The sequence below is a fragment of the Rothia sp. HMSC067H10 genome, assembly GCF_001810635.1.
GTDB classification, from domain to species: Bacteria; Actinomycetota; Actinomycetes; order Actinomycetales; family Micrococcaceae; genus Rothia; species Rothia dentocariosa.
Genome location: NZ_KV802317.1, coordinates 596,666 through 608,855, shown reverse-complemented (window position 1 = coordinate 608,855; position 12,190 = coordinate 596,666). Strand labels below are relative to the sequence as shown.

Annotated in this window: 12 protein-coding genes; 9 read left to right on the top strand and 3 right to left on the bottom strand. The window is 54.5% G+C overall.

The annotated features are described in order from the left end of the window. Positions 1-35: 35 nt before the first annotated feature. Entirely contained in the window at positions 36-485 is a 450-nt protein-coding gene (locus HMPREF2756_RS09650) for an NUDIX hydrolase (RefSeq protein ID WP_070620684.1), read from the bottom strand. 187 nt (positions 486-672) lie between these two features. Between HMPREF2756_RS09650 and ffh the strand changes: the two genes are divergently transcribed. The 7 genes from ffh to trmD all read left to right on the top strand — a co-directional run bounded on the left by ffh (position 673) and on the right by trmD (position 8,203). After that, complete coding sequence (gene ffh / locus HMPREF2756_RS09645; RefSeq protein ID WP_013399233.1) at positions 673-2,259, top strand: signal recognition particle protein; 1,587 nt, start codon at positions 673-675, stop codon at positions 2,257-2,259. A gap of 406 nt (positions 2,260-2,665) precedes the next feature. Then, positions 2,666-5,080, top strand: a complete 2,415-nt coding sequence (locus tag HMPREF2756_RS09640) for a hypothetical protein (protein WP_070620682.1) — start codon at positions 2,666-2,668, stop codon at positions 5,078-5,080. Positions 5,081-5,132: 52 nt separating this feature from the next. Next, the gene (locus HMPREF2756_RS09635) at positions 5,133-5,618 is read left to right on the top strand and encodes an NUDIX domain-containing protein (protein WP_048751484.1); all 486 of its coding nucleotides are present in this window, start codon (positions 5,133-5,135) and stop codon (positions 5,616-5,618) included. A 203-nt stretch (positions 5,619-5,821) separates the two neighbouring features. Beyond that, positions 5,822-6,253: a 30S ribosomal protein S16 gene (rpsP, locus tag HMPREF2756_RS09630; protein ID WP_013399230.1), complete on the top strand. Its 432-nt coding sequence runs from the start codon at positions 5,822-5,824 to the stop codon at positions 6,251-6,253. A gap of 2 nt (positions 6,254-6,255) precedes the next feature. Beyond that, positions 6,256-6,498 (top strand): RNA-binding protein, encoded by a 243-nt coding sequence (locus HMPREF2756_RS09625; RefSeq protein WP_004004867.1) that lies wholly within the window; start codon positions 6,256-6,258, stop codon positions 6,496-6,498. A gap of 190 nt (positions 6,499-6,688) precedes the next feature. Continuing rightward, on the top strand, positions 6,689-7,327 hold the full coding sequence (gene rimM / locus HMPREF2756_RS09620) for a ribosome maturation factor RimM (RefSeq protein WP_070620680.1): 639 nt from the start codon (positions 6,689-6,691) through the stop codon (positions 7,325-7,327). A gap of 3 nt (positions 7,328-7,330) precedes the next feature. Further along, positions 7,331-8,203: a tRNA (guanosine(37)-N1)-methyltransferase TrmD gene (gene trmD, locus HMPREF2756_RS09615; protein WP_070620677.1), complete on the top strand. Its 873-nt coding sequence runs from the start codon at positions 7,331-7,333 to the stop codon at positions 8,201-8,203. Between the two features lie 62 nt (positions 8,204-8,265). On the opposite strand, the gene HMPREF2756_RS09610 is transcribed toward trmD, so the two are convergent. Further along, the gene (locus HMPREF2756_RS09610; RefSeq protein WP_070620674.1) at positions 8,266-8,904 is read right to left on the bottom strand and encodes a hypothetical protein; all 639 of its coding nucleotides are present in this window, start codon (positions 8,902-8,904) and stop codon (positions 8,266-8,268) included. 15 nt (positions 8,905-8,919) lie between these two features. Continuing rightward, on the bottom strand, positions 8,920-9,333 hold the full coding sequence (locus tag HMPREF2756_RS09605; protein WP_004004862.1) for an MmcQ/YjbR family DNA-binding protein: 414 nt from the start codon (positions 9,331-9,333) through the stop codon (positions 8,920-8,922). 180 nt (positions 9,334-9,513) lie between these two features. Here HMPREF2756_RS09605 and ettA point away from each other — a divergent pair, with 180 nt between their 5' ends. Next, positions 9,514-11,193 (top strand): energy-dependent translational throttle protein EttA, encoded by a 1,680-nt coding sequence (gene ettA / locus HMPREF2756_RS09600; protein WP_070620671.1) that lies wholly within the window; start codon positions 9,514-9,516, stop codon positions 11,191-11,193. Between the two features lie 257 nt (positions 11,194-11,450). Beyond that, the gene (locus tag HMPREF2756_RS09595; protein WP_070620668.1) at positions 11,451-12,026 is read left to right on the top strand and encodes an HdeD family acid-resistance protein; all 576 of its coding nucleotides are present in this window, start codon (positions 11,451-11,453) and stop codon (positions 12,024-12,026) included. Positions 12,027-12,190: the final 164 nt, after the last annotated feature.

Sequence of the window (12,190 nt, the reverse complement as noted above, 5' to 3'; positions counted from 1 at the left end):
TGCTCCCGGTTTGTGTATTCGTTTGCCAGAACACCCTATTCATGGGTTGCCAGGTGCTTGAGTTTTCCGTTCCAATGTGGCAGTTCGTGCACGAGAAACTCTGGTTTGAGCGGATAATCCGCCAGGGAATCGAGCGGCAGCCAGGCACAGGGGTAGCGATGCTCCTCTTCGCAGGTGGTTATCGGAACCGCTTCAGAATCAACCTCCACGAGGTAGTGAAATTCAATGCGATGGTTCGGTATATCGTGCACTGTGAAAAGGTGCTCTCCTACGAACGCAAGCTTCCGAATCGTGCAGCCGATGCCTAGTTCTTCGCGTACTTCGCGACGCACCGCATCCGCGCTGTGCTCACCAACTTGTACAGCGCCGCCGGGCACAAAATATTTGCCGTCGTGACTGTAGGTCAAGAGCTTACCGGCGTGTATGATCAGTGCCGAAGCTCGCACACCGTACTGATATTCTGCAGCTGTCGTTCGAAAATCCATACCTTTATTATCAACTGCGTATTATGTACAGTTTCGCCAAACGCTCATTGGAGGGTGTCATCGACAGTAGATCTTGGCACATCCTGTATCCTTGAAGATTGAGTAAGCATCTTAAAAATGGGCGACCATCTTGGGTTCAAGCTGGGTGCAGTCCGTTTCCTCGACGATAAGAAAGTGATCACGGCTCGTGTTCAATTCTCTCTCTGACCGTTTGACGGCAACCTTTAAAAACCTGCGTGGCAAGGGCCGCCTCTCTGAGGCAGACATTGACGCAACCGTCCGCGAAATTCGCCGCGCCCTGCTGGATGCGGATGTCGCCGTGCCTGTTGTCCGTGAATTCGCCGCACATATTAAAGAGCGTGCCCTCGGTGCTGAGGTCTCAGAGGCACTCAACCCTTCACAGCAGATCGTCAAGATTGTAAACGAAGAGCTTATTACCATTCTGGGCGGGCAGACTCGCCGCATTAACATGGCTAAGACCGGTCCCACCATTATTATGCTGGCTGGTCTGCAGGGCGCCGGTAAAACCACGCTGGCGGGTAAACTCGCGAAGTGGCTCAAGGGGCAGGGGCATACCCCTATCCTGGTGGCATCTGACTTGCAGCGTCCGAACGCGGTGACCCAGCTGAAGGTTGTGGGCGAGCGCGCGGGCGTACCCGTTTTCGCGCCCCACCCGGGTGTGACCAGTGAATTTGATACCCCTACTGGCGATCCTGTGCAGGTTGCGCGAGATGGCGTTGCTGAAGCGCGTGCGAAGCTCCATGACGTGGTGATCGTTGATACTGCAGGCCGTTTGGGTGTGGATGCTGAACTCATGCAGCAGGCGCGTAATATCCGCGATGCTATTGAGCCTCAAGAAGTCCTGTTCGTAATCGACGCGATGATTGGTCAGGACGCCGTGAATACCGCAAATGCCTTCAACGAGGGTGTGGACTTTACCGGCGTAGTGCTCTCTAAACTTGATGGTGACGCCCGTGGTGGTGCGGCTCTTTCCGTTGCTTCGGTTACCGGCAAACCGATTATGTTCGCATCCACGGGTGAGAACGTGGATGATTTCGAGCAATTCCACCCCGACCGTATGGCCAGCCGCATTCTGGATATGGGCGATGTGCTCACCCTGATCGAGCAGGCAGAGGCCACGTGGGATAAGGCAGAAGCCGACCGCATGGCCAAGAAATTCATTGATCAGGAAGATTTCACCTTTGATGATTTCTTGGCGCAGATGCAGCAGATTCGCAAGCTGGGTTCCATGAAGAAACTTCTCATGATGATGCCCGGTGCCGCCCAGATGCGCCAGCAGCTAGAGTCTTTTGACGAACGTGAAATTGACCGCGTTGAAGCTATTGTACGTTCGATGACCCCGCATGAACGTGTGGCACCGAAGATCATTAACGGTTCACGCCGTGCGCGTATCGCGAAAGGTTCGGGCGTGACTGTTTCTGAGGTGAATCAGCTCATGGAGCGTTTTGCTCAGGCACAGAAGATGATGAAGAAGCTTGCCACCGGCAAGATGTCTGGTATGCCCGGCGGCATGCAGATGCCCGGTATGGCCGCGGCTGGCGGAAGTAACCGTAAAAAGAATAAGAAAAATAATAACAAGAAGAAGGCGGGTCGCTCAGGCAACCCCATGAAGCGTAAGCAGCAAGAGGCAGAGGCACTTGCCGCTCAGAAGGCACGCCAGGGTGCGGCTTTCGGGCAGCAGGCGCAGCAGCAAGAAGATCTTGATCTTTCGAAGATGAATCTGCCGAAGGGCTTTGAGAAGTTCCTACAGTAGAGGAACTGTGAAATGGTGTTCGCGGTGTTCTGGCGGCTTTATGAAAGAGCCGTCAAACATCGTGAACGTTGTTTGACAAGAATTTACCGGTGTATGAAGACGACTCACTCCGTATTCACACATCATGAAGACATACGCGTTACTCTGGTATAGAGGATTCGATAATACCGCGCCTATGACACACACCATCAGGTCACGTGCTGCAGGCTGAAAACCTGCATGAGAAAACGGATCCGATTGATAGGCGTGGAATGCAGATCTCTACAGTGTGCATCCGATGATTCGTAACGCCGTTTCTCACCGGCGATGCCCTAAAAGCGAACTGCGCCTACAAATTAGCAGAAGGCGTTACGGTGTTAGTAGCGGGGCAGATGAGGCAAACGGCAGAACGCTATTAAGGGGAAGAATGCAGAACAACGAGCAACATCACCGAGAATCAGCGCAGGGCGGCGCTGAACAGAACGGTCGTGAGCGCCATGAAACTGCCAACCCTTGGACTTACACCAAGCCGGAGGCATCTGCCAGTCAAAATGGCCCCATCCCGGACTATTTATGGGTTCGCCTGTCTTTAGAGTATGGTGAAAACACCCCCGACATCGCCGGTTCTAAAGTGGTCTATTCCAGTGACTCTAGTGATGATGCTGATCCTGAAACTGCGGATGTTGCGAGCGCTATTATTGACCTGATCCGGCGGGCGAAACAACTTCATGAGGATAAAGAACACCGTATTGATCCGCGTGAAGTAGATGATGTTGCCGCCTCACTAGCCCATGATGATCTGACGGTCGAAGAACTTAACCAGATGTGGCAGGATACTCCGGCTCCCCAAGATCCGGATAACTCCGAGGAAAACGGCGAACATTATTCGGCTCCTCAGCATGACCATGCGGGTTCTCCCGAAGAAATCTTTGATGTGACTTTTTCTGACGTTGAGGATGAGAACCTGCACCGTCGCCGCATGTTGGCGCGCGCCGCCAGCGATCATGATGTGATTCAGGCTCTTATAGAGCTGACTCGGGAACGACCCGAACTTATCGCCTATGAGATGGGCGAGCGTGAAGTTCAGATATATGTTTTGTGTTCGCTTAATCCCGCAGGTTACCTGAACGTTTTGCATGTGGCACACGGACAGATTCGCAAGGGTGAACCCTTGGAAGAATACGTTGAGTGGCTTCTTGAACGAATGCCAGTAACCGGTATTGCTCTTGAAGAAGAACCAGGGATGTGGGTACCGGTACCGCATGATGTTTACCAGATCGAATTTTTAGTTGATGGCGATGCTGCGGCGCTTCTAGATATTAACCTGGATGCACTCACCAGCATGCTCCTCACCCAGCCGGAACGCCAGATTGTCGCAGCCCCGGCAGGAACATGGACGATTATTAGTGGCGATCCGCATGACATTTTGGCTGTTATCGCCGAAGCAAAGTGTCACGCCTTGATTGCGGAGGGGAATGCGCATCAACAGCATCTCATCTTTATGGAGGCCCCTCAAGAGCTAGAGCAGAACGAGAACGCACCTGCCTGGATGTTGGGCGAGCCGGAGGAGAAGGACTCGACCATTCTGGAGTTCTTCTGGCAGTCTGTTCCGAAGACCCTCACACGAACTATGACTCGTGAACATTGCGATTCTTATGAGGGATCTTTAGAAGATATTCTGACGAGTCTGCCAGGTTTGCCGCCCGAGCCTTTTGGTCTGGACCAAGACGAGCTTACTCGCTCTATTGTTGAGCTTTCCCTGCTTTTCGGCGTTCCTTCTGGAACTTCTGCGGGAAGGCGCCTTGAAAGCTATCTGCGAGATACGAAGAACACTCTTGCTCTCGAATCGGTGCTTCAGCTATTGCACGTTCCCGTTGAGCTGGCAGCGGTACCGACGGAAGGGCTTGAGATCGGTGCTATTGGAACCGCTCGTGTATTTGGCGAAGACCCTGCTGAATTGCTGGCGGCACCTCATGACGAAAGTTCGTCTCAAGCAGACATGGATCCGGCACAGAGTGACGATAACTCACTGTCTGCGCATTACCAGTCCGATAAACTCCCTGATATAGAGGCTTTAAAACGCAGCTATCGTCTGGTAGCTACAAACCGCCGTGTGACTCTTGCGGAGTGGCTTGCTGCGTCTCAAAGCGGCGAGATTCCTTACGAATATACTCATGTGGGTACCACCAAACAACGTGATAATCAGCAGAAAGAGTCTTTGGTGAAAAAGCCTTCCTCAAGTCCGCGTGTGTATGCGTATAGTCCTAGCGGTGCATCAGGCAAAGCGGTCGTTGAGACGAACTCTTCAACGCATACAGTTCAGCCCGCACACTCGGAATCGCCCGGCGGGACTTCTACCGGAAAAGACCTCAAAAATCGTTTGCTTACCCGTGTTTTTCGGGTGGACGGTACCGCGCAGTTGGGGCTGGCAACCGTGTTTTGGACTGTTGCGCGCCGCAAAAAAGCGCAGGGTAAGAGCGCCCCAATTTTGACAGCTCTGAGCACTGTTCTCGCAGCTGGCGGCACGAGTGAGATTCTCTTAGCGCCTCGTCTCGCTCGGCTTGCTGGCGAGAAACTTGATGAGCATCGCAGTAAAGAAGCTTCAGACGCTCCCGTAAACGCGGAGCTCGTGCGCCGGGGCGATAACCCGCAGGGCGCATCGTCGGAGGGGCTGCACCGGCGAACCTTAGTTGATGACCTGCGTGACGGCATCTACGTGGAAGCTCCGCGTAAGTCGTCCCGCAAAGTCCGCTCGCAGGTCGCGAGTTCCACGTCAGATACTTCGTCCGCCACAGAGCTGGGGGAGAGGGTACGTCGTACCGTCCGTAAGTTCTTCTCTTAAAACCTTCAACGCTTGCAAGAACCATGCTTAAGTACAGACGAAAGCGGAATCTATGAAAGATACATATTTAAGCCATGAGGAACTGGTAGCTTTTATTGCAACACTTCCAACACGTCGACTTGCCGCCGGAGCGCTTATTCGCAATGAAGAAGGCGAACTACTTGTGGTGAAGCCGAACTACAAGGACGGCTGGATTCTTCCGGGCGGAACCGTAGAGGCGGGCGAGGCACCGAAAACAGGATGCTTCCGTGAGGTTCAGGAAGAGCTAGGGCTTACCCTGACTCCGGGTCGTTTGGTGGCTATTTTCCATGGGCTCGCATTAGGTGTCTGGGGCGATTCCACATATTACATGTACGATGCGGGCGTTATTCCGCGCGACACCCCCATTACTTTGCAGAATGATGAACTGGTGACCTATGAGTGGGTGGCCGGCGAAAACTTGGGCGATTACGTGCGCCCGGCGATGGTGAGGCGGCTGCAAGAAGCCCTGAAAGCCCTCGAAACCGGCGAAGTTCTTGAGATAAGCTCCGACGATTAACGCTATAACAGCGACATATGCCCGAAAACGCGAGGATCCGCTAGATTTAAATCGCCCTATTTGTTACCCTATCTGAGTACCCGACATTGCGTGACCCCTCTCTTCGCGCTTTGTTGTGTCCATAGAGACTTCGTGAACGGCCCGCCCCACGGGTGCTGAAGCGCGGTTTCGCACCAAGTATTGAAACAGGAGTAACCACTACAGTGGCTGTTAAAATTCGTCTCAAGCGTATGGGTAAGATCCGCGATCCTCGCTACCGTATTGTGATTGCGGATTCTCGCGTGAAGCGTGATGGTAAGACTATCGAAGAGATCGGTATCTACCACCCAACCGAGCAGCCCTCGCGTATCGAGATTAACTCTGAGCGTGCTCAGTACTGGCTGTCTGTTGGCGCACAGCCGACCGAACAGGTTTTGGCTCTGCTGAAGCTCTCAGGTGACTGGGCAACTTTCAAGGGCGAGAAGGCTGAGAACAGCATCAAGCCCGTTGAGCCTAAGGCTGAATTCGTTGTTCCCCAGAAGGGCTCCGTTATTCTGCCTGAGGCTATCACCCCCAAGGCCGATAAGGCTGAGGAAGCAACCGAGGAAGCTCCTGCTGAAGCTGAAGCAGAGGCTGCCGAGGAAGCAGCTGAGTAATTATGTTGGCTGATGCACTCGAACACTTGGTTCGAGGGATTGTCGAGCATCCGGACGATGTGAAAGTGCGTTTGCGCCAGCAGCGCCATCGCGAGACGCTGGAGGTTCGGGTACATCCCGATGATTTGGGTCGAGTGATTGGTCGTTCGGGCCGAACCGCTAAGAGCATTCGCACCGTGATGGATGCGATTTCTGAGGGTGATCAGGTTCGGATTGATATTATCGACACCGACAGAAAACGTTAGCTGATATAGCATCAAGAGCGTTCCACCACCGGCAAGGTGTTGGAACGCTCTGCTTTAAGCGTGAGAATTTTCATCAGGTAATCGCACAGCAGGTGGGCGCTTCCAAAGCTTGTGAGAATCTGCGCTTTTTCGGACCTGCCGGTAGAATATTAGGTGTCTACAAGCCCCAGTTTTTCTAGAGGTTTACAACATGCAGGTTTTGGTTGCGCGCATCGGCAAACCGCACGGTATTCGTGGTGAAGTTACGGTTCAACTCTTCACAGATATCCCCGAGGAGCGCTTTGCCCCCGGAGAAGTTCTCGACTTGGAAAACTTCACCCCGAAAACCCCTGTGGCTACTGTTGCACCAACGGGAAGGCTTAAAGTGGTGGGGCACCGCTGGAATAAAAAGATTCTGGTGGTGCGTTTTGAGGAAGTCACTACCCGCAACCAAGCGGAAGAGCTGCGGGGCAGCCGCTTGATGTTTGAAGTTCCCGAGGACGAAGATGATGAAGGCTTCTACGAACAGGAACTCGTGAACCTGCCCGTATATCTTCTGATGAAGGTTCCTGAGGGGGAGAACCCCGTCAATAATCCTAAAGCGGGGAAGCCTCTGGGGAAGGTTACCGGTCTGCAGACCATGCCCGCGCAGGATATACTGCTCGTTAAACTTGCTGCCGAGCACGGCGGTGACGAGATTATGATTCCCTTCGTCGAAGAAATCGTTCCAGAAGTTGTGACCACCGCTGAGGACGAACCCGGCTTCGTGCTTCTGACCCCGCCACCCGGTCTTATCAACGTGGCTGAAGCAGAATCTGCCGCATCGAACTCAGAAAATACGGGGGAGTAGCCTGTGCGCTACGACGTTATCACTATTTTTCCCGAGTACTTGACTCCGTTAGACCTCTCGCTGGTAGGGAAAGCCCGCGAAAACGGTTTGGTCGATCTGCGCGTGCATAATCTGCGTGACTATACCTTCGACCGCCACCACACGGTTGATGATACCCCCTATGGCGGTGGTGCCGGCATGGTCATGAAACCGGAACCTTGGGGGCTTGCGCTTGATGAAGTGCTCACGAATTCACCGCTGCAGGCAGGGGAAGAGCACCACGAAAATAATCGCGATGAGCCGGAAGAACAGCGAGAAAGAGCAGAGGAAAATTCGAGTCCTCAGAAACTCGTGCCTGCGCAGGATAATCGTCCTCTCCTGATTGTTCCTTCCCCAGCAGGCGCGGTTTTTAACCAGCAAATGGCTTATGAACTCGCTGAAGAACAGCATATTGCGTTTGCTCCCGCGCGCTATGAAGGTATTGACGAGCGTGTGCTCGACTGGGCACAAACCCGCTTCCGCGTGCTTCCCGTCTCGGTAGGGGACTATGTGCTCTACGGCGGAGAGGTAGCGGTCATGGCGATGATCGAGGCTATTACTCGACTAATTCCTGGGGCATTGGGAAACCCAGAATCTCTTGCAGAAGAGTCGCACACCGGCGGGCTTTTGGAGTACCCGGTGTATACAAAACCGGCGCAGTGGCGCGACTACGAGGTTCCGCCTATCCTGCTTTCGGGCAATCACGGTGCTATTGCCAGGTGGCGGCGCGAGCAGCAGATTGAACGTACCATGAGCCGCCGCCCCGATCTTTTTGAGGCGTATCCTGAAGAAAATTGGGATAAGAAAGACCGACATTTTCTTGCCGAGCGCGGTGTGCATTTCCCTAAATCTCGTTAAGCAAGCTAGACCGGAAGAGCTCTAACACGCAGCACCGTTGCATTCGTTGAAACCCCTTACAGTTAGGGGTTAAAACGTTCAAAGTCGAGAATATCGTAAACAACGGCGTGCCCCTGGATCCAATAAATCTTACTCGGAGCACCCGGATCTTCCGCAGGCTTATACTTACTGCCCAGGGCACGGGACAGCGAGCCGCGCATCGACAATGATAACGGGCGGTGAGTACTCGTATGCTCGTAGCGGGCAAGATCTAGAGGTTCAGGGTCAGTAAATTCCTCTACCTGAGCGAGAGCAAGCATCCGATCTTCTAAACTACCGTGACGTTCCGCCGAAAAACCGGCATCCAGCCAACTATCACGCAACTTGGAAGGCATCAGCTGAGGAACATCATCACGCCTCTCAAAACCGTGCGATTCGGGCGCCGGAATAACCGGCAGATCAGGCTCACGATAGATCATCAAAATTTCCAGCTCACCGCCTAGCTTACGGGCACGCAGAATTTCCTGGCGAATGTGCCGAACCGTTTTCTCAGGGCATGAAAAGCCCCACGGAACCGCAGGAATACCGAGAGCATGCGCCTTCTGAAACCTATCATAGGCGCGCAAGACCACCCCGCCGGTACGTCCATGCGCCATGTATGCATAGTTGTAATCAGCAGAAAGCTTCAGAAAGAGAACGGGATCGCTGGCAGGAATATACATGTGAGCCTGCAGTATCTAATGTTTTTCGGGAACCGGGCGCTCGCGGAATTCGATAGGGCGTTTTGCCTTGGGCAGGGCGTACATAATACGCAGGTAGGCATCTTCGATGAGCTCTTCAAGAAGCTGGCGTGTAACACCCTTGCCTGCACCGACCGAAATCCAATGCCGTTTATTCATATGCCACCCTGGAATAATGCTTGGGTACATGCGCTGCAGAACCTCGGATTCTTCGGGGTCGGTCTTCAGATTCACGATCGGGTAGCCGATACCGTCTGTGTACATAGCAAAAATTTTGCCGCTAATGCGGTACACCGTATTACGTGGTCCGAAAGGCTGATCGGAGGTCGCCAACGGCATAGTAAGCGCAATCTGATCAACAACCTCATGGAGGTCTTCGGCGGTTATCTCTTGAGAATTAGGTGTACCCATACCTTCGAGTCTAACGGCTGTTACACCGTAGTGAAAGGATTCAAAGTTTGGGAAAACCAAAACCAAGCTGCCTGGGCGGTTCACATCTGTAGAACGTCTAGAACACGGAAAGAATACACCCGTAAAATATGCGGCGAAAACCGCGTGCGCATCCAAAGAATCACGGTAGAATAGAACACTATGGCTGAATTTATTTACACGATGACCAAAGCCCGCAAAACTGTGGGCGATAAGGTCATTCTTAACGACGTTTCCATGTCGTTCTTCCCGGGCGCCAAGATTGGTATGGTTGGTCCCAACGGCGCCGGTAAGTCGACCATCCTGAAAATCATGGCTGGCTTGGATCAGCCCTCAAACGGCGAGGCACGCCTCTCGCCCGAATACAGCGTAGGCATTCTGCTTCAGGAACCGCCGCTGAACGAAGAGAAAACCGTGCTCGGCAACGTCGAAGAAGGCGTGGGCGAGATCAAGGCGAAGCTGGACCGTTTCAACGAAATTTCCGCGCTCATGGCTGAACCTGATGCTGATTTTGATGCCCTCATGGAAGAAATGGGTAAGCTGCAGGAAGCTATCGACGCCGCAAACGCCTGGGACCTGGACTCCCAGCTGGAGCAGGCAATGGAAGCGCTGCGCTGCCCGCCCGCTGACATGCCCGTCACCCACCTCTCCGGTGGTGAGCGCCGCCGCGTGGCACTGTGCAAGCTGCTGCTGCAGAAGCCTGACCTGCTGCTGCTCGACGAGCCCACCAACCACCTGGATGCAGAGTCCGTGCTCTGGCTGGAGCAGCACCTGCAGTCCTACGAGGGTGCCGTCATTGCGATTACCCACGACCGTTACTTCCTCGACCACGTTGCCGAGTGGATCGCCGAGGTTGACCGCGGTAACCTGTACCCCTACGAGGGTAACTACTCCACCTACCTGGAGAAGAAGCGTGCCCGCCTCGAAGTTCAGGGCAAGAAGGACGCTAAGCTTGCTAAGCGCCTGAGCGAGGAACTGGACTGGGTCCGCTCCAACGCTAAGGGCCGCCAGGCTAAGTCGAAGGCTCGTCTGGCACGCTATGAGGAGATGGCTGCGGAGGCTGAGAAGACCCGCAAGCTTGACTTCGAAGAGATTCAGATTCCTCCGGGACCCCGCCTGGGTAACCTGGTTATTGAGGCTGAGAACCTGCAGAAGGGCTTCGATGGCCGCTCCCTGATCAACGGTCTGTCCTTCTCACTGCCCCGTAACGGCATTGTGGGTGTGATTGGTCCTAACGGTGTGGGTAAGTCCACCCTGTTCAAGACCATCGTTGGCCTGGAGCCCCTCGACGGCGGCGAGCTGAAGGTCGGCGAGACCGTCAAGATCTCGTACGTTGACCAGAACCGCGCGAACATTGACCCGGAGAAGACCCTCTGGGAGGTCGTCTCTGACGGTCTGGACTACATTCAGGTTGGCAACGTTGAAATGCCTTCGCGTGCGTACGTTTCCGCGTTCGGCTTCAAGGGCCCGGACCAGCAGAAGAAGGCGGGCGTGCTCTCCGGTGGTGAGCGCAACCGTCTGAACCTGGCGCTGACCCTCAAGCAGGGCGGTAACCTGCTGCTGCTCGATGAGCCCACTAACGACCTGGACGTTGAGACCCTCGCATCCCTGGAAAATGCGCTGCTGGAATTCCCCGGCTGTGCAGTGGTCGTCTCTCACGACCGTTGGTTCCTGGACCGCGTGGCAACCCACATCCTGGCGTGGGAGGGCACCGATGAGAACCCGGATCAGTGGTACTGGTTCGAGGGTAACTTCGAGTCCTACGAGAAGAACAAGATTGAGCGCCTCGGCCCTGAGGCTGCTAAGCCGCACCGCGTGGTGCACCGCAAGCTGACCCGCTAGGGTTTGGTTCGGTAGTAAGCCCCGCCTCCTGCGCTGTTGAAGCGTGCGGAGGTGGGGCTTTGCTGTGCCCGCTAGATGTCGTATGGGCGGAATGGTGTACGCGCGGACGAGGGGAGTGCGCTGGCGAGGGGAGGGGCGTGTGCTCGCCGGTAGAAATAGTTCGCCCCGTGGTGACCGGTGCGTCATGGTGGAGTTCACATTCGCGGTTTATAATGGGTGTGTATAACTAACGCATTTGATACGAAGGACTTGAGATCATGCTTTCAAAATATAACTGGATGTCCCTAGTGACCGGTCTGCTACTGGTTGCAGCGGCAATCTACATGTTCGCCAACCCCGCTACTCCGCTAGCAGTTCTGGGATTTGTGTTCTCCTTTGCGGTGTTGCTCGGTGGTGTGTTTGAACTGGTGCGTTACTTCGGTGCGCTGAAGCCGGCACGTACCGGCTGGGACTTGGTCAATGCTATTCTCACCATCTTTGTGGGTCTGCTTTTGCTCAGTGCCTCCGCGGGCGCTCAGGCAACCTACATCCCGACCATTGTGGGCGTGTGGCTGATTTCCTGGGCGCTGATTCGTCTGATGACCGCTCAGGGGTTGAAATACCTCAGCTATAGTGCTGGCCGACACCTGCAGTTCTCCGCCATCGGAACCCTGATTCTGGGTCTGCTGGTGGTTCTGTTCCCCGTGCTCTTCGGCGCGGTGGCGGTCTGGCTGATTGCCCTGGTGCTGATGCTGGCTGGCTTCGTGTTCGTGGGTGACTTCTTCGTTTCCCGCCGCACCAAGAGCACCGTGCACATTTCCCCGGACGGTGTGATTGACGTCGAAGCCCGATAAACACCCGTTAGCGGCGTTGAGCGCATAAACTAGATACGGAAAGACCGTGTGAGACAACCACCTCACACGGTCTTTCTGTATGCTCTGACGTTTGCGCCGGAACCTTAGCGGTACTCTGCTTTATCGGTACTCGGGCAGGCGGAACATCATTTCCTGCGCCACGG

Coding starts and splice junctions, on each gene's coding strand:
- rimM (WP_070620680.1), top strand. CDS start 6,689: ATGCAGGTTTTGGTTGCGCGCATCGGCAAACCGCACGGTATTCGTGGT.
- HMPREF2756_RS09640 (WP_070620682.1), top strand. CDS start 2,666: ATGCAGAACAACGAGCAACATCACCGAGAATCAGCGCAGGGCGGCGCT.
- HMPREF2756_RS09610 (WP_070620674.1), bottom strand. CDS start 8,904: ATGTATATTCCTGCCAGCGATCCCGTTCTCTTTCTGAAGCTTTCTGCT.
- ettA (WP_070620671.1), top strand. CDS start 9,514: ATGGCTGAATTTATTTACACGATGACCAAAGCCCGCAAAACTGTGGGC.
- HMPREF2756_RS09650 (WP_070620684.1), bottom strand. CDS start 485: ATGGATTTTCGAACGACAGCTGCAGAATATCAGTACGGTGTGCGAGCT.
- HMPREF2756_RS09635 (WP_048751484.1), top strand. CDS start 5,133: ATGAAAGATACATATTTAAGCCATGAGGAACTGGTAGCTTTTATTGCA.
- HMPREF2756_RS09605 (WP_004004862.1), bottom strand. CDS start 9,333: ATGGGTACACCTAATTCTCAAGAGATAACCGCCGAAGACCTCCATGAG.
- HMPREF2756_RS09625 (WP_004004867.1), top strand. CDS start 6,256: ATGTTGGCTGATGCACTCGAACACTTGGTTCGAGGGATTGTCGAGCAT.
- HMPREF2756_RS09595 (WP_070620668.1), top strand. CDS start 11,451: ATGCTTTCAAAATATAACTGGATGTCCCTAGTGACCGGTCTGCTACTG.